The following is a 24,393-nucleotide window of genomic DNA, read 5'->3' as shown; positions in this document are numbered from 1 at the left end:
AGGCGTTGCATTGGCACCACCATAGAAGCCTGTCAGAGCCTCGCTGGCGGTGGGAGTTGACACCTGTATGTGGACAGGCCCCGGCCTTACGGTTGCGGGACTCCCACCATAGCGGGGGGGATGCGTCGGACAGAGTCCGAGCATGAAAAAAGCCGCATTGCACGAATGCCCTGGCGGCCAGCAGCCACATAAGGAGGTGTCAGCTCCAAGGCAGACGATAGGCGCCCGAGTCCGCCCGATCAAGCCCTGGATGGGGTGCGGGTGGGCACAAGGCCGGACGGGATCAGGATTTCGGGGTTCGGGCACTTCGACGGCCAGATTTCCCGGATCGGGGTGATGCCGGCGATGAAGAGGTACTCGCAGTCGGCGTTGCGGCATCGGTACACAACCTCCCTGTAGAGAGACGTGACCTGTCGCGTCCGGACGGTGTCGCACCGGGTGCCGCAGTGCGGGCACATCGTGTGCGGTGTGTGGTCCCTTCCTCGCACCCCTCCTCCTCATGCTCGGCGGAGTAGCGGCTGGGCCAGATCGTCTCAGGCCTTACACCGATGGCCGCGGCGACAGCCTCTTGGGCCGCACGCCACGGGCGCCGCAGGGCGATCGAAGCCGCTTGCGGGTGGAGACCGGCATCCACGCTGATCTTACGCAGCGTCATGCCCTTCTCAATCACTCGCGCCTTGATCGTGGCCCTGGGCCAATCCGCAGTTGCCGCCGCCATCGGAATTCTTGTCGACAGGTAGTTCTACGAGTAGAACCCTTACCTAGAATTTCGTGGCGCGTCTACCGAAATTGCCAACTAAAGTTTGCAAACTTAGTTAACGGACCAACAAAAGTTGGCGCGCCACAGCGCCAACCGCACGCGGGGGTGATTACGTGAGTATGTCCGACATAACGGAATTCCGTGCGCGGCTGGGCGAGCGCATCGCCGAGGTAGCCGACAAGTTCGAAACCAGGCAGGCCGCGGCCGAGGCGGCGGGGATCACAACCGAGGGCCTGCGAAAATGGATCGCCGGCACGGTGAAGACGCCGATCGAAGGGCTGTGGCGCTTGGCGCAGGAGAGCGACACCGACTTCGTATGGCTGTGCAGCGGCGCGCCGGAAGTGGTGCCGATCCGCCTCAACGACGGCGCCGTCCAGCCGGCGGTCCTGCGTGATGTCCTGCGCGCACTTGCCACCGTGATCGCCAGCGAGGGCGTGACCTTCGCCCCGGATCGCTTCGCCGAGCTGGTGTTCGCCCTGCATGACTGGGCAGTCGACCAGCGTCTGCAGACCGCGATGGCCGTCGACCTGAAGGGTCTCGCCCACGTGATCCGGCTTGCCGCCGCCAAGGGATAGCCGCGCCGCACGAGTCCCTACCTCGACACCATGACGACGATGGCGACCGCGGTGATAGCCACAATCGCAAGGGCGCAAAGAACGACGAGCGGGTCATATGCCGATCTCCGTCTTTCCTCTGGGGACACGTCGGTCACCGCCCGGCGTACAATGTCTTCAATTTCATGCTGTGACATGGGACGATCCCGAAGAAAATTTCTGGCACTTCTGCAACCACGGATGTACTACGAAAATTCATAGTAGACAAGGATCTGTGGCGATGTGGCAAACGATCCAGACCTTCCTTGAAGGCACTCCGGGCATAGCCTCGGAAGATGAGTTATTTCAACGCTTTGAAAGCGTGGCGAGCGAGATCGGATACCCCTACTACGCCTTTGGTGCGCTCTGGGGTGATCCGGAAGCGTTCGCCGACCGCCCGGCGCCAGCGGTCCGGCTGAACTATCCGGAGGCCTGGATTGCCCATTACTTCGCCCAGGGATACGACAAGATCGACCCGGTGGTCCTGATGTCGCCCTACGCGCTGAACTCCGTCACCTGGGACGAATTGCGGCCGTACCGGCCCACCTTCTTCGATGACGCTGCGGCACATGGTCTCACCAGCGGCATCTCGATCCCGCTGCGGGCGATCTCCGGCTGCTACGTCCTGTGCTTCGCCAGCGGCGACGAACGGCGGATCGGCGCGACCGAGCGCAACAGGATGGAGCTGCTCGCCCATGGCTTCTTCGCCGCCTACCAGCGGGTGCGCCAGCTCCACCGCGTCGACCATGGTCTGTCCGACAACACGGTGAAGGTGATCCGCCTGTCGATGGCCGGCCTGTCCGTCGAGGAGATTGCCGAGCGGCTCGAGCTGACCAAGGCCGGCGTCTACTGGTGCATCAAGGACAGTAAGAAGCGCCTGAAATGCTCCACCCAAGCCCAGGTCTATTTGAAGGCGATCCAGCTGGGAATTGTTGCGCTGTAGCTTGCGCACGTACCCGGGTGTGTCCCTGCGCCCGCTGGTGTGGATTATCGATCCCCGTTCAACCAATGAACGGAGATCGTCATGCAAACCGTTACCGTTACGTGGAAATCCATCCCCCGTTATGGCGAGCTGTGGCTCCAATCCCACCAGCTTCGCCATGACGCCTTCATCGGCCGCCTCGGCTACGACGTGCCGGCCCACGATGGAATCGAATGGGATCAGTTCGATACGCCCCGCGCGGCCTACATCATCGTAGAGGACCAGGGCAGCTGCGCGGCCGTCTGCCGCCTGGTGCCGACCACCGCGCCCTACATGCTGCGCGACGTCTTCCCCCAGCTCTTACCCTATGCGCCGCCGGAGCGGCCGGACGTCTGGGAGGCGTCGCGCATCGCCGTCGACGCCGGCCGGCCGGCCGCGGCGCGTGAAGCGGCGCTGAAGGCGCTGATCGTCGGAGTGCAGCAGTTCGGGCTGGATCATGGAATCCGCCATTTCCTCGGCCTGATGCCGGTCCCCATTTTCAAGCGCACGCTGATGCGCCACGGGGTCGAGGTCCGCATCCTGCAGGAGGCCGCCCGCGCGATCGACGGCATCCCCACCGCCGCCGGCGAGATCATGGTCAGCCAGACCACGGTTGACCGGCTGGTGCCGATGGCCGCGGCCGTGGCCGCATAGGGCAGGACAAAAGTCCAAATCGCACCCATGCCACCGGCCGTCTGTCCCGTTTGGTCGCGCTTTTTACCCCTGATGGTGACCTGACAACCCAGCCGGAAAGGGTGTATAAGGAATACATTCCCATTAAGGGGATGTTCCGGCAGAGGCCTCAGATGGCCGGTGGAGGCCCCCTTCCACCGGCCAGCCGCCGGATTTGGGGGATGGGGGGAGCCTTCGGGAGAAGGTAACGGACTGTGGATGGAATGTCAGTCCGTTGAAATCAAACGGAAAATTTAGTGACAGCGATAAGAAAACTCGCGCTCACAAATTCCGTAACGGTTCGCAAGTCATTGAAATCATACATGAATTTTGACCGCCTGTGTGGACGGAAATTCGGTAACTCGGTGACGAACCCGTTTGCCGCCCGTTATCTTATTAGGCAAGTCTGATTCATCAAGCGTGCCAATCAGTTACAAGAGTTATCAACAAACAAGTTATTATGTTACCTTTTTTAAGCGCGCCGCCATATTCCCGGCCCGCTCCAAAATAGCGTTGTGCGGGCGTGCCGTCATGCGCTCGCTCACGGTGTCTGCGCGTCCCGCGCTCCCTCTCGCTCTCTGTCTCTCGCTTGTGCTCATGAGCACCGCGTGGACCACCCCCGGGGGGCTGTCCCCCAAGGCGTAAGGGCCGACCGCCGCCGGCCGGCCCTCCTCGAGTCCGCCATCAGGCCGCCGGCGACGGCGCTCCGGATGCCTGGCGGGCGACGTCGGCGATCCGGGCCATGGTGGCGGCATAAGCGGCCGGATCGTCCGGGCGCAGCGTGGTCAGCAGGCCCAGGATGGCGTCGCCGTGCGTCTCGCCGGCGGCCGGCGCCGCCGCGGCCGCGGCCGCGGTGGGAGCGGCGGGCTGCTCCGACTGCACCAGGGTGCCGACGATCGCCGCGGCGCCGGCGATGCCGGTCAGCGCGGTGGGCTGGGCGGTGAAGACGGCGTTGCGTGCGTTCTTGACGTTCGAGGCGACGGTGCTGATCAGCTTGCGCGCCCGGTACCAGGGCGACGTCGGCGCCGGCACCGGCAGCAGCGCGTCGGCGATCGAGGCGAGGCCGATGGCCAGCAGGATGCCGGTCAGCAGGCCCGGGTGGCCGCCGAGCAGGGTGGCGAGGAGATCGAGATCCATGATGATGCCCCTCCTGGGCATGAAAAGGGCCGCACGGCGGGCTGCCGGCGGCCGGGTGGGTGGCAGAGGACCTGGATGAAGGGAGCGGGTCAGAGACCCATGGCGGCGGCCGTGCGCGGCCCGACGATGCCGTCGGCGACCAAGCCGTTGTTGCGCTGCCAGGTCTGCACCGCCCGCGTGGTCGCCGGGCCGTAGATGCCGTCGGCGGTGATGGCCAGCTTGCGCTGGATGGCGATGACGCGGTCCGCCTCGGCGCCGGCCGGCGCCGGGGCCATCTGCGGTTGGCGCTGGGACTGATGCAGGCCGCCCGAGCTGGTGCCCGCGGCCGCCATCCAGTCGCCGCCGGCGAACAGCGCCGCCTCGGCCGCCCGGCGGGCCACCAGCCCGGGCAGATCGATGGTCCGACCGTCCACCTTCGCCTTGGTCCAGCGGGCGAACTCCCGGCCGGCGCCGTCCACGTCACCAAGGTTCAGGCGCTTGAGCAGGGTCGAGCTGGCCAGGTTGCCGGCGCCGAGGTTGAAGGTGAAGGAGCCGAGCGCGCCGCGCTGATCGTCGGTCACCGGCACCTTCACCAGCGCGTCGACCTGGGCCAGGGCGTTCGACATGTCGTCCAGCAGAAACTCCTCGGCCTTCACCCGGGTGATGACCTGGCCCAGCTCGACGCCGGCGGTGTGGCCGTACCCGATCGTCGGCACGCCGGCCGGGCAGAGATAGGCCTCGAGGTAGAGGCCCTCGAAGTGCTGGACGAGCGCGATGGTGGCCAGCGAGACAAACGGCTTTGCGATCATGATGGGTGCCCCTCCGTGCGGGCATAAAAAAACCGCCAGGCGGGCTGCCGGGCGGCGGTGGGTGATGGGGTGGGGGAGGTGGTCAGACGAGCAGGACGGTGGCGATCGCCACGCCGAAGCCGGCGCCGGTCAGCAGCTCTCCCCACTCCGTGGCCCGGGTCAGCCGCCAGCCCAGCAGTGGCATCCGCGTCCCGATCAGGTAGCCGATCGGCATGGCGACGCCGCCGATCGGCAGCCAGAGGGCCGCGGGGTGGGTGGCCACCAACGGCAGCGAGATCAGCCACAGCCGCACGATGCCGGCGGTCAGCAGATAGCCCAGGCGCTCCGGCCGCGTGATGCCGAACAGGGTGTCATCTTCCGGCCAGATGGTGGTCGGCGTGACCGACCACGGCACCAGCAGGTTCTGGCCGGCTCCGTGCGGGATTCCGGCCATGCCGACATAGGCGGCCGCGCCGCAGGCGGCGGCGAGCAGGGCGGCATGGGCATCGAGCGCCAAGCCGGCCAGCAGCAGGTAGACGGTGGCGCCGATCGGCAGCGCCCAGAACAGGATGCGGGCGCCGGTGGTGCCGAGCCAGCTGTGGCCCTGGCCCCGTTCGCGATGGGCGATGGCCAGGGCGAGGGCCGCCAGCCCCAGCTGGTGGGCGTGCGCGGTCAGCCAGCCGGCGGCGGCCGGCCAGATCAGGTCGAACATGGATGGTCTCCCGAAATGAAAATGGCGCCTCGATGGGCGCCCGGTTGGTCAGGTTTGGAGTGTTGTCGCGGCCGATCAGGCCGGTGGCGGGACCATCGGTCCCGGCTCAGGGGCAATCAGCCCCTCGCTGTCGGAGCAGTAAATGGCGGCCGGGTCACCGTTCAGATCGTAGCTCTGGCCGGTCACCAGCTCCGCCAGCTCCTTGGCACTGCCCAGCGTCTTCGCGTGGCAGCCGAACCACGTCAGGGCCTCCATCACGACGCTACGGTGTTCCAGCGTATCGACGTCGATCTGGTACAGCATGCGGCCGTCAATCTCCGGCCGCCATGCGAGGCTGACGAAGCGCAGCGGCATCCCTGTGAAGGAGCTGGCCAAGAGGGTGTTCGGGGTCATCCAGGCCCCCTGCCAGAGCAAGGGGCGGCAGGACACGTAGAAGCGAACGGCCATCACCGGCCTCCGATCTGGCGCTGGTAGGTTTCGATGGCCGGACCAGCCAGCTGAAGCCCACCCGCAGTGTCCGCGGCATCGGTGACGCCGATCTGCTTGAGGGCCTCCAACGTTCCGAAGTCGATCCGGCCGCTGGCCTTGATCTGTAGGGTGGCGTTACCCGCCAGCCGGTTGATCCAGTAGCCGAGTTCCTGTTGCTCGAACTGCTCCCGGCTGGTCACCGGCGGCAGGCTCTTCCACTCGGCGTACATGGCCTGGATTTCAATCATGCAGTCGCGGAGCAGCTTGTCGTCACGCTGGATGTTGTTGGCCGCACGGGTTCGCTGAAGCTGCATGCGCCGGGCGTCGAACTCGTCCAGATCGCCCTTCGCCAGCTTGGCATCGGCCTCGTCCATGTCGATGACCGATTCCTCCCGCTTGTATTGGGCCTCCCGCAGCGCCTGGATCTTGCTGTCCAGGTTCAGCAGCAGGCTGCGGACGCGACGGGCAGGCGTGGTGGGGCCGCCCTCCGTGCCGCCGGTAAAGGCGGCGATTTGGAAGCAGGAGTTGCCGAAGGGCACATGCTCGGCCGCCGTCAGGATTTCGCTTTCGAGCTGGTCGATGTCCATCAGTAATACCCTCCGTTCTGGACCGAGTTGTCGTTGTAGCGGTTGAAGCTGTTGGTCAGGGCGGCCTCGGTGTTCGAGGTCTCGGACACAAAGGTCAGCGACCGCACGCTGGTGCTGCCATACCAATAGCCGGCCGGCGTCCCGCCCACACAGAATGCCTTGGTCGCGTTGCAATGGTTGGCGCTGTAGCCATAGGTGTGGGTTGTCGCGGCAATGGTCACCGCGGCTTCGCTGGCGAAGGTGAAGGCATTGATGCTGCTGTTGTTCCAACCGCCCTGCCGGTAGCCCTTGGAGGTGCTCTGGCTGCACGAGCAACCTTCCGTGCCGGAATTGTCCGGATATCGGTAATCGTAGGCGAGGGTTTCGGTGCTGTTGTCGAACTTGGCGATGTTGTTCGAGCGGTCCGGGCAATAGATGTAGGACAGGGTGCCGGTCATCATGGCGCCCGCCCGCTCGGCGGTGGACGCCATCGAGGCCGAGCTGGCCGCCATTGCCTCGGTGGTATAGGTGAGCTTCTCGACGTAGTTGAAAGCATTCCCCAGGTCTGGCTGATACCAGCGCATGCGGAAGCCTTTGTTCACGGCCGCGCTGGAGTCCACCCCGAGGCCGTTGCTGCTCGCCCCGTTGACCGATTGCGAGGCGGTGACCGCCGCGGTCTCCGTGGCGAACGGGAACCTCTGCACCTCACGGGTTGCGGTGCTCCAAGCAATGAGCTGGCCGGCGATGGTCCAGGCCGTGTTGGCGTCATGGACCGCGCAGGTGGCCATCAGATTGGCCGTCGCCAACGTGCCGACCGAGCGCATGGAGCCGCTGGTCATGCTGTAGGCAAAGATGGTGTGCGTTGGATAGGTGGTCGGGGTGAACTGGCCGCCGGTGTGGACAGACAGTGTGTATCCGGTCTCACCGACCACCGACGGCTGACCGGAGGCATCCACCACCACGAACTCCGTGTTGGCGACGGTGCAGACCAGCTCCACCGCATCGTAGCGGTTGGTGGCCATGATGCCGTCATTCGCGACCGCTGAAGTCGAGCGGGTCCCGTAGCGGATGGTCTGGCCAGCTGCCTGGGTGATCTGCCACCCGCCGGCCCCTTTGCCGATCACCTCGAAGCGGTCTCCCACCGCCGCGGTGGACGGCAGCGGGAAAGACAGGCGCGATGCGCTGTTGGCGATGAAGCTCTGGCTCTTGACCAGAGGCCCGTTGGCGGTTTTCTCGACACAGACCAGCCCAGCGGCGTTGTTGATCACCGTCGCCGGAATGGTGATGAAAACGTCCTTTGTGCCCACGCCCCAGCTGACCAAGGTGCTGCTGTTGGAGCTGTCGAGGATGGTGTCCCGCGACAGGGACCCCGGAGAACCGGCGGTAAAGGTGCCGATGCCGGTTTCCCAATCGGTGCCGTCGGCGATGCAGTAATAGACCTGTGTGCCGCTCGGAACGGCCTGGGCGAAGGTCTGGAAGCCCTGCACCGTCCCGGTCAGGGCAACCGTCCCCGTGCCGGTGCTCGTGGTGGTCTGTTTGACCCTGTCCTTGACGGTGGGCATCACAGTCTCTCCGTAATGGTGAAGGTGGCGGAAAATTGCTGGTGGTTGTCCTGCCGCGGCCGCTGCAGATCCTTGGCGATGCCCCACAGGCTCACGTCGCCCGGGTTCGGGTCGGCGGCGTCGAACATCACCAGGATGTCGTCCTCGATGGAGCAGAGGCGCTGCAGCTCGCGCAGATGCGTGCGCTCCTCGGCCGGGGTGAGTGCAGCCAGGGTGAAGGAGGTCGCCCGGGGATTGGCCCGGCGGCCGATGAAGGTCTGGCCGCCGCGGCCGACCGTCTGGGTGGCGAGCGGTGCCCGCCCGAAATCCTTCCCCAGCGCCGGCGCATGCTGGGGCGTCCACAGCGGGCCGACGAACAGGCGGCCGCCGCGCAGTTCGGGCACCGACGGGTCCGAGAGGTAGAGGCGCAGGGTGCTGGTGGTCACCGGCGCCGGCAGGACGTGGATCAGATAGCCGAACCGGGGGTCGACCAGCGCCGGCACGTCGCCGCTGTCGTAGAGGTCGGTGCCGCCGTTGCTGTGGGAGGCGGTCACCCGGCACCGGCCGGTGCCGCCATGGCTGCTGCGCATCAGCGCGACGCAGTCGATCGTCACCGGGGCGGCCCAGGTGAGGTTCACCCAGGCCACGGTGGTGAGGCCGGCGGACCAGCGCCGGGCCGGGTGCGGGTCGACCAGCAGGGTGACGGGCTTGGTGCCGACCTGGGCGCTTGCGGCCAGGATGGCGGTGTCGGCGAGGTTTCGATAGCCGATCTTGAAAGCGGTGTTCATCAGGCCACCAGTACGGTCATTTCGGATTGGTCGTCTTCGGCGTCTTCAGAGATCGCCACCACGGTTGCCGAGGGGGCGAGCTTCAGCCGCCAGCGGGGATAGGTGATCTGCACCACGTCGCCGAGTTCGCGGGCGAAGGCCTGGTTGCCCAGCGTCACCCGGTAGAGGCCCCGGGGCGAGCGCCACAGGATCTCCAGCTCTTCGGCCAAGCGCTGCGCGTCGTCGCGGTCGCGGAAATAGGCGTCAACGGGGTCCGGATCGCCCGGCTTCTGGTAGAAGGCCTTCGTGGTGGGGTTGGTGATCTCGGCCAGACGCTGCTCTTCCTTCAGCCACTTCTTGCGGTCCTCGATCACCAGGCCGGCCAAGTCGTTGGTCTGGACCGTCCAGTTGCGGTCATAGCCGACGCGCCACCGCCAGGGCGGCGTGGCCAGCTCGTCCGGCAGATCGACCGGCACCACCGACTTGATGTCGGGTTCCTCGTAGATGCCGACGGCTGGGCCGGCCGCCAGGCGGACCGAGCCGAGCGAGAAAAGCCCCTTGCGGCTGAAGCCGCCCCAGCCGCAGCAGCCGCGCAGCAGCTTGGTCGTCACGTCGGCACAGGTCGAGGAATCCTCCGGCCCGGCATAGAAGCCGACCGGCCGGTGAAACTGCCACGGGGCGCCGGACAGGCTGGCGATGCGGACCGCCGGCACCGCGCCGCGGTCCTGCAGGATGTGGCCGATGATCTGGGCCGTCGTCTCCAGGAAGACGCCGCCGATCACCGCCCCTTTCACGTCGCAGGTGACCGCCCCCTTTTCCTGGTCATTGAGGTATTCGACGCGGAACAGCCCAGCGGCCAGACAGGTGATGAAGCTGTTCGCCGGCACGGTTGCCGCCCGCAGGGCCTCCGGGGTGGGGTAGTCCGGCCCCTTGTTCAGTGCTGCGCCGCGGACATAGACGAAGGGGATGTCGCTGACCTGGCCGCCATGGACCTGGAACAGCAACTCGTTCGGGATGACGAAGGCGGGGGTGACGTTCTTCAGCCAGCCCAACGCCACCGGGATCCGCTTGCCTTCCAGGTCGGAGGTGCCGGCCAGTCCCCCGGTGCCGGCGAAGGTCCGGCTTTCGAACGCCACCTCCAGCAGGAACTCCCAGCCGCGCAGCTGGACGATCAGCTTGTCTTCGTCGGCCCGCCATCCGGAGGCCGTGCCGTCGAAGAGGGTGATGAAGTCGGCAAAGCGCCAATCCGGGGCGCCCACCTTGATCTCGATCGGCCGGCCGGCGACGTCGAAGTCCTGGACGATGTCGTCATAGGTCCGGTCGACCCCGACCAGCTCCGCCTCGCCGTATGACACAGCGACGGTGCCCCCCAGCAGGCCGGACACCAGCGACCGCTCGACGCGCAGCGGCGAGAGCAGGGTGCCCGGAAACAGGGTGTTTTCCGGGGTCTCTCCGAAACTGGTCTCGAAGTCCTCGGTGGCCGAATAGAGGGTCAGGAGGGCGGCAGGAGCCGCCACCGCCTGTTCCGGCCCGGCGGCCAGAGGCGCATCAGCGATGATCTGACCGAGCATGCCTACCTCGGGATTTGCCGCATGGTGGCGGTGAGGGTGTAGACGAGCCGGTGCCGTCCGTTGGTCAGCAGCTCGATCGGCAGTTCGCCGAAGCCATAGACCACCGACAGGCCGGACACCGATCCGGTGGCGGCATTCACGCGCCCGGCGATGGCCGTCACTGTGCCGGTCCCAGCGGCGGTGGAGCTGACGCCGCGCACGGCGCCGGCGGTGGCCGTGCCGATCAGCGAGGCGGACAGGGTGCCGCTGCCCGCGCCGACGCGCGACGCGGTCGCGCCCGTCGAGCTGGCGGTGGTCAGCGTGCCGCTGCCGGCGCCGGTGAGGATTGCCTTGCCGGACACCGTCAGGATGCCAGTGAGTGCCGCGCTGGAGGCGTTTACGCGGCCGGCGATGGCTGTTGCCGTGCCGGTACCGGCAGCGGTGGCGCTGACCCCACGCACGGCGCCGGCAGTCACCGTAGCGGAGAGAGAGGCCGCCGCGGTTCCGCTGACTGCCGCCACGCGGGAGGCCGCCGCGGTGATCCCGCTGGATCCCGGGAGGCCGCCTGTGGCCCCGGCGGTCAAACCGGCGGCCCCGGCAACCGATCCCGTGCCGGTCAGTGCGCCAATTCCGGCCCCGACCGTGGTCCCGATCGCTGCTATGCCGCCAGTCGCGATGGTGCTGCCGCTGCCGGATTGCACCCGGGTGGCCGTGCCGGCTGCTCCGGAGGTCCCGACCGCTACCGCCGCGACTGCCGCCGTCAGCGTCGCGGTGCCGCCGATCGCCGCGGTCCCGGCGCTGACGGCGGTGGCGCCGGCGCGCAGCGAACCGGCGGCGGTGCTGACCGCAACGGCCGCGGCAGTGCCGCTGACCCCGAGCGCCCGCGCTGCCACCGCCCCAACCGTCCCGGCACCGACCGTGTTGCCGGCGACGCCGGCCGAGCGGACGCCGTCAGCCGAGCAGCTGCTGGACGCGACGATCGGCGCGCTGCTGTAGGAGACGACGGCGGCGGCCGCAGTGACCGCCGCCGTCGCCTGCAGGCTCCCGCTGACCTCATAGGATGCTCCGCCGCCAACCGCTGCGAGCGGTGCGGCGCCGAGCGGTGCGGCGCCCAGCATCCTTTAGCTCAGGCTCTGGGAGAGCTTGCTGGCGGCCATCTTCAATTCGTCATCCACAGCGACCGTCTTGGCTGCCGGCATAGTGCCGAACCAGAGCATGTTCCCGCCCGTGGCCGCGTCGAAGATGGCGTAATCGCTGATTGTGCCCCAGGCCGCGGTGGCCGGTCCGAACACGATGTTAGCGGCATTCGAGGACACGCCATTGGACGCAGCCGTCATGGTCGCGGTGATCGCCTGGCGGGCATAGCCGGTGCTGGCGGTCCCGACCTCGGTCCCGGGACCGGCCACCGTCGATGCCGAGGTCAGGGCTGCCAGGTAGACCGTCGCCGGCATGGTGTAGGCCGTCTTGCCGTTGGCGTGGTCGAGCAGCTTGTTCCGGAGGTAGTTGGACATGGGCATGGCTTATTTTCCCTTCGTTACGTAGTTGGGTGAGGACAAGGCGATGCGGAGTTCCTGGCCCTGCTTGTCGACGCGCCGCCGCAACTCCGCGTTCTCTTCGCGCAGCACGCCGATTTGCTTTTCCATCATCTCGACCATGGTGGTGGTGATGGTGCGGGTGTCCTGCCGGGCCTCGGCCCGCGACCGGCTGATCTCCGCCGTCAGGTTGCGCAGGGCCGCCTCGCTCATCCCGGTGGACGGGCGCAGATCGGCGATGCCCGGTGGCAGCCGGTCGTTGGCGGCGGTGAAGGAGGAGGCGATCCGCAGGCTGTCGGCCGAGCTGGCCACCGCGGCACCACCGCCCTGCCAGAGCAGCTCCGGACCCTGCTCGCCCACCCACACCGCACCCGGCGGGGTGTTGAGCGTGCCCCGGGCAAAGCCTGGGATGCCGGCGGCCTTGGCCTTGGCCAGGATGGCGGCTTCCAGCGCCGACCCGTGCCCCAGTGCCGCCCAGGCGTTCAGGCCGGCATCGACGCCGCCCTGATAGCCGGCTTCATGGGCGGCATCGGCCTGCTGCGCGGCGGTCAGAGCGTCCCAGGCGGTCATGACGCGGTCGGACGCGCTGAAGTGCAGCCCGCCGGCGACCTGCTGGGTATAGCTCTCGAAGGTCGAGGCCCGCCCCTTGTCGGTGGCCAGCCAGATGTTGAAGGCGTCGTCCAAGTTGCCTGTCCAGCCCATCGCCCGGGCAATGCCGGTCTGCTGGCCGCTGGACAGGCCGTCCCACGCCGTCTGCACCGCCGCCGGGGCGGCATAATGCGGCCGGGTGTCGGTGCCGCCGGTCCGATTGAGCAGCGGCCCGAGGGTGGCCTGCCAGTAGGCGTAGGACTGGTCGAGGACGTTCTTCAGGTCGCTCAATGCGCCATACTGCCGCTGCCCGATCGCCGCGGCGTCGGCCCGCTGCCGCTGCAGCTCCTTCAGCGTGTTCTGCGCGGCCTCGAGCTGCTTCTCCGGCGTCTCGCCGCCGGTGCTTCCGGTCAGCGTGCCGAGCTGATCGAACACTGCCCGCACACGCTGATAGTCCTGGCTGTCCGACGTCGCGTAGTAGGCGCGGGCGAGCTGGACCAGCTGGGGGCCGAGCTGCTGCAGCTGGGTTTGCGCCGCGGTACGCTCGGCGTCGGAGGCGGTGGTCGAGGTGGCGGTGCTGAAGGCGGTCTCGAACTGCCGCCGGGCCTCCTTCAACCGCTCCAGGTCGCTCAAGGGGCTGCTGTCGGTCAGCGCCAGGCTGTCGAAGGCCTGCCGGAACTGCCGGGCCACCGTGGCCGCGGCGACCGCCCCGTCCTGCAGCGCGGTGATGACGTCCTGCTGCGCGCTGATCTGCTGATCGTAGGCGCCCAGGATGTCCTGCTGGGCCAGCTGGAAGGCCTGGGAGGCCCGCTCGGCCGCCTGGACCTGTTGCAGCTGGGTGGTGTCGCGGCCGGCTTCCTGGGCGGTCTTCAGCTCTTGGCGTTGCTGCTCGTCCAGGGTGATCAGGCCGGAGCCGCGGCTGTTGCCCAGCGCGGCGTGCATCCGGGAATCGACCCCGGCGTTGAAGGAGCGGGCCGCCTCGGCGGTGGCGTCATCGAGCTTCTTCAGCGCCGCGGTCGCCGCGTCGACCACCGCCGGCGTGTCGGCGAAGGCGCTGATGATCTGCCGCAGGCTGGTGGAGGTGATGCTGCCCGACTTGACCAGGCCCTCCATGTTGGCAGTCAGCGTGCCGGTCACCTTGCCGAGCTGGGCCGTGCGCTCCGTACCTTCCGGCCAGAGTGCGTTGACGTCCTTCAGGCTCGTCTTGTAGCCGTCGATCAAGGCGACGGCGCTGTCATACCCCTCCTCGCCCTTGGCTTTGCGATAGGCGGTGTCCAGGCCGTCGCTGTAGGATTTCTGCTCCTTCTTCAGGGCGTTGCCGAAACCCTCGTTGAGCTTGGCTGCCAGCTCGGTCCCGACGATGCCGACGGCGGCGAAGGCCTTCACCAGATCGGTGGCGGTGTTGCTCCATTTGCCCCGGAGCTGCTCGACCTTCTGCTCTTCCGGGCTGGTCTCGATGGTGACGCCGGCCACCTCGTCCAGCAGCCGTTTCCGGGCGGCGCCCAGCGCCTCCATCTGCTTCATCGCGCCGAACAGGCCGTCGGGCACCGCCTGACCGGCGGCGACATAGGCATCGGCTGCCTTCCGCATGTCGGCGGCGAGGGCGTCGAAGTCCTTGCCGATCGGCGAGAAGGTGTTGTTGCCGAGGCTGGCGACGATGCCGTTCAGCTCCGCCACCCGCTCCTTGACCAAGCCGACGGCGTCGAACTTCTGCTGCAGGGCCTCGGCCTTCTGCCGGGCCTGTTCCTCCTGGACCTGGCGGGCGGCGGTGGCGGTCGGAATGCCGACGGCCGCCGCCCTGGCGTTGGCGCCATCGAGGGCGCGCTGCAGAACCTCCGGGATGGCGCCGGTGCTGGCCAGCAGCTGCTGGGCCGCGGTGTCCAACTCCTTCAGGGCCAGAGCGGGGTCGCCGACTTCGTTCCGCAGGATCCAGGACGGGTTGTCGGCCAGTTCCTGCACGCTGATCCCGCCGGAGCCGGGATCGCCCACCCGCGCCGAACCGACCATCTCGTTGGTCAGCTTGCCGGTCGGATCGGCCTTCAGCGCAGCTGCCAGGGCGGCGAGCGTGCTGTCGATCTCTGCGGCCGACGTGGTGCTCTGCCAGAAGCCGCCGCGGCCGCCGCCTGCCGCCATGGCGCGTTCGCCGATCGTGCCGGCCGTGCCGGCGACGGCACTGGTCTGGTCGCCGTAATCGTGGCTGACGGCCGCGGCGGTGCCCTTCTCCCCGGTCAGCGCCTCCAACATGCCGGTCAGGCCGGTGCCGGCGACCTGGGCGGTGGCCGAGAGGGCGGCGGCGACCGCGGTCGGGGTCAGGCCGGCGACCGCCGCCAGGGCCTCGGTCTGCGCCTGGGTGTTCTCGGTGGTGTCGGCCTGCCAGCCGGCGACCGCGGCCATCCAGCCGGTGACGGTCGAGACCCACCCGCTGATGGTGTCGACCAGGCCGCCGCCACCGCCGCCGTGGCTGTCACCCCAGCCGCCGCCATAGGCGGAATCCCGGTCGGCCGTGCTGCTGCTGACCTCGCCATGGGCGGCATTCTCGCCGCCATGGCCCGATGCGGTGCCGCCACCGTCACCAGGGCCGCCGCCACCGTTTCCATCGCCATCCTCGAAGGCGAGCAGGCCGGTGGTGGGGTTGATGGTGCCGGCGGTGCCCAGCGCCCGGCGGACGGCCGCCAGCTCGTCGCTGCCGCGCAGATGGATCAGCGTGTTGTCGCCGCGCCGCCCCATCTGCGACAGCATGGCGGCGCTCTGCCGGGCATCCCAGATCCGCTCGCCGCCGGCGAGCCGGACGACTTCCGGGCCTTCCTCGCCGACCACGGCATAGCCCGATGGCGCCGACAGGGTGCCGGTCGCGAAGCCGGGCAGCTTGGCGCCGGAGCTGACCTTGAACACCGTCTGGGCGTTGTCGATGACGTCCAGCAGCGACTTGCCGAAGGTGTTGGCGCTCGAAACCCCGGTCTGAAACTGGCTGAACAGGTCGCTGATCGAGCTGCGCAGCGCCTTGACCTGGGTGTCGAAGCTGTTCGCGAACTCCAGATGCGACAGCATGTCCTCGAGCGACACCGCGCTTTCGTGGGCGAGCGCGTAGGCGACCTCGGGCACGCCGGACTTCATACTCTTCAGCAGGTCCAAGGCGGCCTGCTCGGCGCTCTTGTTCTTGCTGTCGATGTAACTGTCCTGGGCCGTTGCCGTCAGGCCGAGGCGGGCGATGATGTCGTTGAGACCCTTGGCGACCTTCGAGGCATCGGCGTTGAAGCGGGTCGGGTCGCCGTCATTGTCCTGGGCATAGGCGCCCAAGGCGTATTTCCCGTTGCCCTGCAGGGTGATGTGCGAGATCGAGTATTTCTCGCCCCTGTCCTTCGCCCCCGACACCGCGCTCAACAGGGCGCCGGCCGCCATCATGACGCCGCCGACGATCTGGCCGCCGGGGATCAGCGACACGATGCCGCCGGCCGCCGTGAGGCCGCCGCCGATCTGCTGGCCGGTGGTGGCGCCCTTCTGGGTCGCCATCATGGCGCCGGACGCGACGCCACCGACCCCCTGCAGCACTTGGCCCCAGCTTGGGTTCCAGCCGGCAATCCCGGACTGCTGCGGCATCGGACCGACGAAGGAGGCGTCGGGCCGCGCGGTCTCGCCGGAGCCGAACACCTTGGTGTCGAGCCAGCTGCCGCCAGCACCCTGGGACGCGGGCGCGAAGGACGTGCTGCCGTCGGCGTTGCGGATCACCCGCTGCTGCTGGCCGCTGCCGCTGCTGCTGCTGCTGCTGCCGAACAGGCCGCTGACCCAATCGCCGGCGCCGCCCAGCAGCTTCTGGATGCCGCCCAGGAAGGTGTCGGCGCCGTCGGTGGCGGCGTCGCCGAACTTGGTCGCGCTGTCGCCGGCCTGGGTCAGCCCGTCGGCGGCGCTGATGGCGCCCTCGCCAATGTGGCTGACCGCGCGGCTCTGCACCTCGATGACGGAGGAGGCGTCCTTGGTGGCGCTGGTCATCCCCAGCGCGCTGTCCACCCACGACTGCTGGGTGGCGGTCAGGGTCTGGGTGCTGTCGGTGGCGCTGCGCTGGGCCTCGATGGCGTCGAGCTGGACCTGGAGGGCGCGCTCCTGCGCATCGCTGACCCCGGTGGTGGCCCGGCCGGCGGTCTCCATGGCGGTGGTGCCGCGGTCGTAGGCGCCCTTGGTCGCCATCACCGCCGACACGTAGGCGTCGCCTGACGTCTTGATGTGGCCGCTGTAGGTCGAGAGCGCCTTCGACACATCGCCGCCGGCGCGATCCAGGTGCTCCTTCAGGATCCGCGCGGCCGCGTCCAGGTTCTGCGCCGGATCGGCCGGGTTCGTGATGCCGTAGGCCTTCCAGTTGGCCGGCATCACCTGGCCCAGCCCGGCAGCACCTGTCCGGGGGTTCACCGCGTTCGGGTCCCACGACGACTCGCGGGTGATGACCGCCTTGAACAGGTTGGCGTCCAGGCCGTACTTGCCGGCGATCTGGTCGGCCATCCCTTCCAGACCGGCGGCGCTCTTGACCGCCACCGGCAGGGGGGTGGCGTTGGTCGCGGACAGGCCGGCAAAGCCGGAGGCGTTCGTCACCAGGACCGGCACCGGGCTGGCGCCGGCGCGGCTGGCCAGCTCCTGGAAGCGCGCCAGGTTGCCGCCCGGATCGGCGGCCTTGACCGGCGCCACCGCGCTGTCCCCGACCGGCGTCGGCGACAGCAACTTCGTCATCGTGCCCTGAACCCAGGTCTCGAGCGGCTTGGTGACGAAGCCGCGCAGGAACACCTTCTCGATGTCCTTGGCCAGCGACTTCAGCGTGTCGGTCAGCTTGGCGCCGGAGAGCAGCGCGTCCTCGAATCCGGTGGCGATGGCCGAGGCGAAGTTGCGGCTGGTCTCGGTCGCGTCGGCAACCCGGGCCTGGTACTCCGCCACCGCCCCGGCCTGGGCCACCCAGGCATCGCGGGAGGCCTGCGGGACCGCCTGCCAGTCGGCCGAGTCCTGCACCTCCTGCGTCGCGCGCAGGATGGCGACACCGCGCTCCCGCTCTGCGTTGCTGGCGCCCAGCAGCTCGTATTCGGCGCGGGCCAGGGCAAGGTCGCGGTTGCCCTGGCGGATGGTGGCGTTGACCCGGCCGACGGCATTCTGGGCCTCGAGCGCCCGGGTGCCGGCCTCGATGGCGCGGGCACGGTCGCTCTCGGCCGAAACCCCTTCCTTCAGGACCTGGGCGCGCACCTTGTTCTGGATGGTCGCTTCGGCGACGGCCGCGGCGGACACGCCCTCGGCGTCGGCCAGCCGGCTGGCAGCGGCGATCTGTTCGGCGAGATCGCGGTTCCAGGCCGCCTGCTGGCCGGACAGGGCGGCCAGCGACTTCTGCAGATCGGCATTGGCGAGGGCGAGCGCGCGGACCGGGTCGACGCCGCGCGCCACCTGATCGGCGTAGACGTTCTGGGCCTGGGCCACCGCCGTGGCGATGTCGCCGCCCTGGGCCTGGGCCGCGGCCAGCCGGCGCGCGGCCGCCACCGCCAGCTCCGACGACTTCACCGAGGCGTCGACCTGGGCCGACCACTCGATCATGCCCTTTTCGTAGGCGTCGCGTTCCGCCTGGTCGGCCTTCTTCCAGTCGCTGGTCTCCCGCAACACCTTGAAGAAGGTCGCCTGGGCCTGGGCGGCGATGATGGCCGGCTGCGACAGCGACGCGGTGGCGGTGGCAAGCGCCCGGGCGTCGATGATCGCTTCCTGCGCCGTGCGGTGCCGGTCGGTCGCCTCGGCCGCATACTTGCGGTCCAGGGTGGCGTTGGTGGTCGCAGTTTCGGTGGCGGTCAGGCTGTCGCCCGGCTTGGCGCCCCGCTGCTTCAGGATCTGCTGCCGCTGTTGCTCGAACTCGCGCGCCCGGCCGGCGGCGGCCTCCATGACGCGGGCCTGCCGCTCCGTCTCCTCGGCGAATGCCTGGGCTGGGTTCAGCGTTTCGACAAGCTGGCGACGGTACAGTTCAAGGAGGCGGATGGCCTCCTGCTTGGACACCGCGCCGAGTTCTTCGGCCCGCGCCACCTGCTTCGTCCGGTTCTCCAGCGCCTCCTGCGCAGCCATCACCGGATCGACCGAGCGGGCGAACTCGTCCATGGAGTGGGAAACGCGGACGAACTCCGCGCGCACGCCGTTGGCCCAACCCTGGATGGAGTCGTCCCGCTCCAGCTGCTCGAGGCGGGCCAGCTCGTCCTCGTCGGCCCGGCGGCCGGCGGTGGTGAGATAGCCCCCGGACCCGTTCAGCGACCATTGCAGGCGCTGGATTTGCTCCTGCCGGCTCGGCCCCTGCTCCTGTCGGGCCAGTTCGTCCACCGCGTTGGAGGCGAACTTCTTGAGGTTGCGCCAGCCCTGCTCGATCGCGCCGAGCTTCTCCGCGGCGCCGGCGGCCCGGTTCTCCAGGCCCTGCAGGAGCAGCTGCTGGGCGCGCTCCAGGTTGCCCTGGGCCTGGTAGTTCTTGATGACGCGGGCCTGCGCCGCATCGAACAGGCCGTAGCGGCTGGTCAGCTCGTCCACGGCCTTGGCCGGGTCGCTGAACAGCTTGGCGAGATCGGCGCTCGCTTCGTCGGTGTCCCGGCCGGTGAGGAGCGCCCAATCCTTGGTCGCCTTGGTCAGATCGGACATGATGCCGGCGCCGATGCGGCCGGTGCCGGCAAAGGCGGTGATCATCTCGCGGGCGGAGGCCTGCGAGACGCCGGCGGTGGCGGCGATCTGGTCGGAGAAGTCGGCGAACTGCCCGGACATGACGCCGGCGGCGTTGCCGGTCGCCTGTGCGGTGCGGTCGAACTCCCGCATGTCGGAATTGAAGCGGGCAGCGCCATAGGCGAGCACGCCCAGCGCGGCGCCGATGGCGAGCACGGGCGCGGCCACGAGGGCGAAGCGGCCGGCGGCGACGATTGCCTCCTTGCCGGCTGCCATCAGGCCGTCGAAAATCTGCGGCCCCTGCTGCACCAGGATGGTTAGCGCGCTGGTGCCGCTGTAGGCCTGGACGGCGATGTCGGACAGCTGCGGCGACAGGATTTGCAGGGCGCGCGTGTGGGCGGTGGCGCTGCGGGCGGCGCCGGTGAAGGCGTCGCGCTGATCGTTCAGTGACTTGGTCAGCCGCGCATGCTGGGTGTCATCGATCTTCTTGCCGGCGAGGGCCTCGTCCAGCTGCTTCTGCTGCTCGGCAAAACGGCGCTGCGCCGCGGCGGCCGGGTCCAGCTTGTCGATTAGCCGCTGGAGCGCCTGGGCCTCCTGATCGGCATCCTCGAACGTGGAAGCGGAGCGGGCGGCCGAGGACTTCGGAGCGCCGGTGGAAACTCCCAGCAGCTTGTTGAAGCGCTCCTGGGCATCGGCGGCGCGCTGGGTGGCGCGCTCCCGCTCGATCATCTCCTGGGTGGCGCGTTCGGCCTGCTGCTGGGCGCGCTGCTCGGCGTCGGACCGCTCCTGCTCCGCCCGGATCATCGGGTCGTAGGCGGCCGCCACCTCGCCCAGGATGCGGGCGCGTTCCTGTTCGGCGACGTTGGCCAGCTCGAGGACGCGCGTGACGCGGTTCATCTCCTCGACGTACCGCTTCACCTCGGCATAGCTGGCGTCGTAGCGCGTGCGGACGCGGTCCAGCTCGTCGGCGAGCGCCGCCTGGGCCTGGGTCTGCGTTTCGGCCGCCCGGGCGGTTTCCTCGGCCCGCTGCCGCTCGGCCCGGGTCACCGGGTCCAGGGCATTGGCGACCGCCTGCAGCGTGGCGGCATACTCGTGTCCGGTGACGCCGGCGGCCTCCATGATCTTGGAGACGCGGTCCACCTCGTCCTTGTATTTGGCCGCGGCGGCATAGGCCGGATCGTACTGCCGGCGCACCTGTTCCAGACCCTGCGCCAAGGCAGCCGAGGCCCGGGCCTGTTCGGTCGCCGCCTGGACCTGGGCATCGGCCGCCGCCTTGGCCGCCCGCGCCGTCTCGTCATAGCGCAGCTTGGCTTCGCCCGTGATTCGGTTCGCCTGCTCCTGGCTGATCCGGCCGGCATCGACGGCACGCTGGGCAGCCTCCTGGACGCGCTTCACCTTCTCGAAGCTGTCGGTGTAGACGCCCAGCGACCGGGCGATGGTGGCGAACTCCTTGCCGTAGCTGGCCAGCCGGCGGGCGTTGGTCTCGACCTTGTCCCCCACCGATTCCATGCGGGCATCGATCTGGTCGAGCGTCGACAGCGCGCCCGACCCGTCGACGGTCAGGGACGCAATTTTCTCTTCGGCCATGGAGGTGCCTCGTGTGGGGAAAAGTGGCGGCGATCAGCGGGCTTGGATGGCGATGGCGGGATAGCCCTGGGCCTCGTCCAGCCCTTCCATCCGCAGCCACAGGAACCGGCTGGTGACGATCGAGCCGTAGCGGCGGGACACCGTCGACGCCGCCAGGCGGAACACGCCGTTGGGCGCTTGGTCGGACTGGCCGCGCTCGATCTTGCCGGCGTAGGGCTGGCTGTTGGTGATGACGAACTCCGACCGCGGGGAAAGGCGGTCGATGAAGGAGGTGTCGCCGCCTTCGGTCAGGGTGCCGACCTCGCGGCCGTCACAGAACAGGAGGTGGGATTCCCGGAACACCCGCTGGTCGGGGTGGACGAAATCCTCCGGCGACAGTTCGCGCAGCTGGGCCGCGGCGAAGCCGATGATGGTCCGGATGTAGCTGAACTCGAAATAGGCGACTCCGTGCGCCTTGATCTGTTCGATCGCAGCGTTCGGCCGCCCGTCGATCCACTGCTCGAAGGTGTCGGGCCGCGCGCTTGTCAGCACGCGGCTCAACTCCGTTTTGACGGTGTCGACCAGCGCCCGCTGGACGACGTCTTCGGCGCCCTGCCGCATGACGCGGATGGCGCGGTCGATGAAGGGCGAACGCGCCATGGTCAGGCCGCCTCCTTGTTGCGGGATTTCTGGATGGCGGCCAGCAGCGGGCCGGTGGCCACCCCATCGGGATAGATTTCCAGAGCGCGGTCGATGCCGGCCCGGATGTCCTCGATGTCGGTGCGGGTGATGATGCCGGGCTGTTTGCTGGCCTGCAGTTCGGCCTCGAACGCGCTCATCAGCGCGAAGGCCTCGATCATCTTCGTGGGCTGGTCCATCGTCCCGCCGGCTTCCGGCAGATGGCCGGCGCCCATCCCGCCCTGGGACAGGCGCCAGAGGCGCAGCATCGCCCAGCACCACGGCTCCAGCCAGTCGCGGGGGTTGGTGCGGTAGGTTTCCGCCCCCACCCGCCACGGCCCGGTGGAGTCGCCGTCGAAGCGCGTCGGATCGGTCGCGACGGCGACGGCGATCCTTAGGAGTTTCCCTCCCGGCCCCGGGTGGTCGCCAGCTCGTCCAGCTTGGCCAGGATGGCGTCGATGTCCGACGGCGGGATCAGGGCGATGCTGTCCTCGGTCGCCAGCTCGGCATCGCCGCTCGCGCCACGCTGGACGGCGAAGGTCTCGGCGCCGGGCAGGCCTTCGAGGCCGGCGACGTAGAAGCGCAGGCGCAGCATGGTGATGCCGGAGCTGTGTGCCTTGCGCTGCTTCAGGACCCTGCGGACCTCCTCGGCCTCGCAGGTTTGCGTGAACAGGTCCTCGAACAGCGGGATCGCCGCCGCCGGCACTTTGGCGTTGCCGCTCTCGCGGAAGGCCTTGTCGAGCGCCTGGAAGTCCGGACTGTCGGCAGTCACGCCATATTCGGCACCCCGCGACTGCACCACCGCCTTCATCGCCAGCCACAGCTTGCGGTCGCTCGGGGCAACCGGCACGTCGAAGTAGCACTGGTCGAACTGCGCCTGCAGGCGGAAGTTCGGGACGCGCAGGATGTAGACCGGGCGCAGCGTGCGCTTCTGGGCATCGGCCTCGATCTGTTCCAGGGCCCTGCGCAGGCTCTCGATCAGTTCCTGCGCGGTCTTCAGCTCCTGGGCCTTCGCGTCGGCCTCGCCCTTGGCCTTGGCGGCGCTTTCGGCCGCAGCGTCGGCGGCCGCCTGGGCAGCGGCGATGACGGCCTTGTCCTGCTCGCTGTCGGTGTTCAGCGCCAGCAGGGCCTCCAGGTCGGATTTGGCCTTGGCGGCCGTCTCCTCGGCGGCATCGGCCGCCTTGCGGGCGACGGTCAGTCCGGCGGCGGATTCGTCCACCTTCTGCTCGGCCACCGCCAGCATTTCGCGGCGGTTGCGGCCTTCATTGGCGATCGGGTCGAAGCGGTACTGGCCGACGGACAGGGGAAGGGTGCTCATGATGGAATCGTCTCCGGGATAGACGGGTGGTGGAGAAGGAAAGGGGCGGGGATCAGGAGGCCGTCAGGCGCTCGCGGGCGAAATCCAGCGCGCCCTGCAGGCACTGCTCGGGGGTTTCGTCGGGGCGGAAAGCCTGTCCCATCGCCTGCGGAATGCCGTTGATGGCGCCCATCGGGGAGAAGACCGAGAAGCGGTCGCCGCGGCGCTCGATGGTGACGGAGGCGTCAGGGGCCGGCTCACTTTGGAGCAGCGTGAGGGTTCCCGGAGTGGCCGCGGCCATGGCGGCTTTCAGCTCCGGACCGCATTCACCAATGACGACGGCGTGGGTCACGCCACCGAACTCGATGAAGCGATACATGGCCTCGGCATCGCGCAGGACGCTTTCAACGCTCGCGACCTCAAAGGAGCTGCCGTGCCGATTGATCGTCGCGATGTCGACGGCCAGGCGCAGGCAGTTCAGGCGATCGGCGCGCTTGGGGGCGTCGGTGGCCGTCTGGGCCGCCAAGGGGGTGGACTGGTTGTCCATGATCTCGTCTCCGGGATAGACACGTGTTCGTCGCGAAGGGGCAGGGCGTATCCCGGACGCCCCGCCCCGCGCCTCGCGTGGGCGGTCAGCCTTGCGGCCAACGGGTGTTCCTGGTCCGGGTCAGGGAAGGGCAGGGCAGGGCCTTACGGGGCCGGGATGTAGACCGGCGGCCCGGACGACTTGATCGAGCAGCTGAACTGCTCGGCGTTGCTGTCTTCGCCCGAACGCTCGTACTGCTCGATGACGAAGGTGCCGACGAAGCTGTCGCCGTGGCCGGAGATCAGCTGGGCCTCGAGATAACCGCCGACCCCCTGGGCCATGGCGGCGTCCCAGACCTTGCGGGCGCCGGTGGTGCGGCTGTCGAAGATGCCCTGCAGGCTGACGGACAGCTCCTTGGCGCCGCCGCCCGGCAGGTATTCCTTCCAGCCGTTGCTCATCACGTTGGTGATGTCGACGGGCGCGGCGTTCAAGGTCATGCGAGTGCTTTTCGCCCCGCCGATCGTGAACAGGGTCGGCGACGGGGTGGCGCCGTCGCTGATCTTCAGCGTGAAAAGGCGCCCGGCCTGGGCTTCGATCGAGGTGGTCACGGACATGGATCAGGCTCCTCAGGAGGCGGTGCGCGGGGCAATGACCGCCACGCTGACGCTGGGGGTGGACGAGAAGGTCAGCGACACGCGGCTGGTCGCCGGGTTGTTGAAGGCCTTGGTGGGGAAGGGGCCGATCAGCCGGTCGCTGCCGGCGGGGACGATCACCTGGCGGTCGGGCTTGGCCACCGGGCCGTAACCCGGCACCTCCGGCGCGGTGTTGCGCGACGGGACGGTGACGGTGATGGCGCTCCCGGCAGCGTTCTTGACGTGCAGGATCTCGGCGCCCGTGTTGGCGAAACTGTCGCCGTTGGCGGCAGGCGAATAGGTGAGAGCGGCGCCCGTCTCGCTCGGGGTCTGGGCAGGCAGCTGGGCCATCTGGCGGTCTCCAACGAAAAAAGCCGCCGGGCGGGGGCCGGGATCCTGCACGTCAAGAACGCTGCCGGGAGCGCCATCACC

The 24,393-nt window shown here is 68.7% G+C and carries 21 protein-coding genes and 1 pseudogene; 3 read left to right on the top strand and 19 right to left on the bottom strand.

What is annotated here, in order from left to right:
• Positions 1-239: 239 nt before the first annotated feature.
• Together GBZ48_RS37110 and GBZ48_RS37105 are read right to left on the bottom strand one after the other, a co-directional pair.
• On the bottom strand, positions 240-458 hold the full coding sequence (locus tag GBZ48_RS37110) for an ogr/Delta-like zinc finger family protein (protein ID WP_425486030.1): 219 nt from the start codon (positions 456-458) through the stop codon (positions 240-242).
• Between the two features lie 50 nt (positions 459-508).
• Positions 509-718 (bottom strand): annotated as a pseudogene (locus GBZ48_RS37105) (helix-turn-helix domain-containing protein); the annotation flags it as partial.
• A gap of 161 nt (positions 719-879) precedes the next feature.
• Between GBZ48_RS37105 and GBZ48_RS31570 the strand changes: the two are divergent.
• The 3 genes from GBZ48_RS31570 to GBZ48_RS31560 all read left to right on the top strand — a co-directional run bounded on the left by GBZ48_RS31570 (position 880) and on the right by GBZ48_RS31560 (position 2,968).
• Entirely contained in the window at positions 880-1,335 is a 456-nt protein-coding gene (locus GBZ48_RS31570; protein WP_174474630.1) for a hypothetical protein, read from the top strand.
• A gap of 97 nt (positions 1,336-1,432) precedes the next feature.
• Positions 1,433-2,296 (top strand): helix-turn-helix transcriptional regulator, encoded by an 864-nt coding sequence (locus tag GBZ48_RS31565; RefSeq protein WP_343049745.1) that lies wholly within the window; start codon positions 1,433-1,435, stop codon positions 2,294-2,296.
• Between the two features lie 81 nt (positions 2,297-2,377).
• Complete coding sequence (locus GBZ48_RS31560) at positions 2,378-2,968, top strand: acyl-homoserine-lactone synthase (RefSeq protein WP_174474628.1); 591 nt, start codon at positions 2,378-2,380, stop codon at positions 2,966-2,968.
• Between the two features lie 702 nt (positions 2,969-3,670).
• Here GBZ48_RS31560 and GBZ48_RS31555 read toward each other — a convergent pair.
• The 17 genes from GBZ48_RS31555 to GBZ48_RS31470 all read right to left on the bottom strand — a co-directional run bounded on the left by GBZ48_RS31555 (position 3,671) and on the right by GBZ48_RS31470 (position 24,312).
• Positions 3,671-4,123, bottom strand: a complete 453-nt coding sequence (locus GBZ48_RS31555) for a hypothetical protein (protein WP_174474627.1) — start codon at positions 4,121-4,123, stop codon at positions 3,671-3,673.
• An 89-nt stretch (positions 4,124-4,212) separates the two neighbouring features.
• Positions 4,213-4,911, bottom strand: coding sequence for a glycoside hydrolase family protein (locus GBZ48_RS36995; RefSeq protein WP_211105955.1), 699 nt, complete (start codon positions 4,909-4,911; stop codon positions 4,213-4,215).
• An 82-nt stretch (positions 4,912-4,993) separates the two neighbouring features.
• Positions 4,994-5,602, bottom strand: a complete 609-nt coding sequence (locus GBZ48_RS31540; RefSeq protein WP_174474626.1) for a hypothetical protein — start codon at positions 5,600-5,602, stop codon at positions 4,994-4,996.
• Between the two features lie 75 nt (positions 5,603-5,677).
• Positions 5,678-6,049: a hypothetical protein gene (locus GBZ48_RS31535; RefSeq protein WP_174474625.1), complete on the bottom strand. Its 372-nt coding sequence runs from the start codon at positions 6,047-6,049 to the stop codon at positions 5,678-5,680.
• On the bottom strand, positions 6,049-6,657 hold the full coding sequence (locus tag GBZ48_RS31530; RefSeq protein ID WP_174474624.1) for a hypothetical protein: 609 nt from the start codon (positions 6,655-6,657) through the stop codon (positions 6,049-6,051). Before GBZ48_RS31530 ends, GBZ48_RS31535 begins: the two co-directional genes overlap by 1 nt.
• Complete coding sequence (locus tag GBZ48_RS31525; RefSeq protein WP_174474623.1) at positions 6,657-8,198, bottom strand: hypothetical protein; 1,542 nt, start codon at positions 8,196-8,198, stop codon at positions 6,657-6,659. The genes GBZ48_RS31530 and GBZ48_RS31525 overlap by 1 nt, the downstream gene beginning before the upstream one ends.
• Positions 8,198-8,965 (bottom strand): hypothetical protein, encoded by a 768-nt coding sequence (locus tag GBZ48_RS31520; RefSeq protein WP_174474622.1) that lies wholly within the window; start codon positions 8,963-8,965, stop codon positions 8,198-8,200. The genes GBZ48_RS31525 and GBZ48_RS31520 overlap by 1 nt, the downstream gene beginning before the upstream one ends.
• The gene (locus GBZ48_RS31515) at positions 8,965-10,515 is read right to left on the bottom strand and encodes a hypothetical protein (RefSeq protein WP_174474621.1); all 1,551 of its coding nucleotides are present in this window, start codon (positions 10,513-10,515) and stop codon (positions 8,965-8,967) included. The genes GBZ48_RS31520 and GBZ48_RS31515 overlap by 1 nt, the downstream gene beginning before the upstream one ends.
• A gap of 2 nt (positions 10,516-10,517) precedes the next feature.
• Complete coding sequence (locus GBZ48_RS31510) at positions 10,518-11,612, bottom strand: hypothetical protein (protein WP_174474620.1); 1,095 nt, start codon at positions 11,610-11,612, stop codon at positions 10,518-10,520.
• A gap of 3 nt (positions 11,613-11,615) precedes the next feature.
• Positions 11,616-12,011, bottom strand: a complete 396-nt coding sequence (locus tag GBZ48_RS31505; protein WP_174474619.1) for a phage tail fiber protein — start codon at positions 12,009-12,011, stop codon at positions 11,616-11,618.
• A gap of 3 nt (positions 12,012-12,014) precedes the next feature.
• Positions 12,015-20,849, bottom strand: a complete 8,835-nt coding sequence (locus GBZ48_RS31500) for a phage tail length tape measure family protein (protein WP_174474618.1) — start codon at positions 20,847-20,849, stop codon at positions 12,015-12,017.
• A gap of 33 nt (positions 20,850-20,882) precedes the next feature.
• Positions 20,883-21,488, bottom strand: a complete 606-nt coding sequence (locus tag GBZ48_RS31495; RefSeq protein WP_174474617.1) for a hypothetical protein — start codon at positions 21,486-21,488, stop codon at positions 20,883-20,885.
• Positions 21,489-21,490: 2 nt separating this feature from the next.
• A complete protein-coding gene (locus GBZ48_RS31490) occupies positions 21,491-21,835 on the bottom strand; it encodes a hypothetical protein (protein ID WP_174474616.1) in 345 nt (114 codons plus the stop codon).
• A 65-nt stretch (positions 21,836-21,900) separates the two neighbouring features.
• Positions 21,901-22,824 (bottom strand): hypothetical protein, encoded by a 924-nt coding sequence (locus tag GBZ48_RS31485; RefSeq protein ID WP_174474615.1) that lies wholly within the window; start codon positions 22,822-22,824, stop codon positions 21,901-21,903.
• A gap of 52 nt (positions 22,825-22,876) precedes the next feature.
• Positions 22,877-23,350: a hypothetical protein gene (locus GBZ48_RS31480; RefSeq protein WP_174474614.1), complete on the bottom strand. Its 474-nt coding sequence runs from the start codon at positions 23,348-23,350 to the stop codon at positions 22,877-22,879.
• Between the two features lie 143 nt (positions 23,351-23,493).
• Positions 23,494-23,943: a phage tail tube protein gene (locus tag GBZ48_RS31475; RefSeq protein WP_174474613.1), complete on the bottom strand. Its 450-nt coding sequence runs from the start codon at positions 23,941-23,943 to the stop codon at positions 23,494-23,496.
• A gap of 12 nt (positions 23,944-23,955) precedes the next feature.
• Positions 23,956-24,312, bottom strand: a complete 357-nt coding sequence (locus GBZ48_RS31470; RefSeq protein ID WP_174474612.1) for a hypothetical protein — start codon at positions 24,310-24,312, stop codon at positions 23,956-23,958.
• Positions 24,313-24,393 lie beyond the last annotated feature (81 nt).

Origin of the sequence: Azospirillum melinis, assembly GCF_013340935.1 — a bacterium.
GTDB lineage: Bacteria > Pseudomonadota > Alphaproteobacteria > Azospirillales > Azospirillaceae > Azospirillum > Azospirillum melinis.
This window is presented reverse-complemented; position numbering and strand designations above follow the sequence as displayed.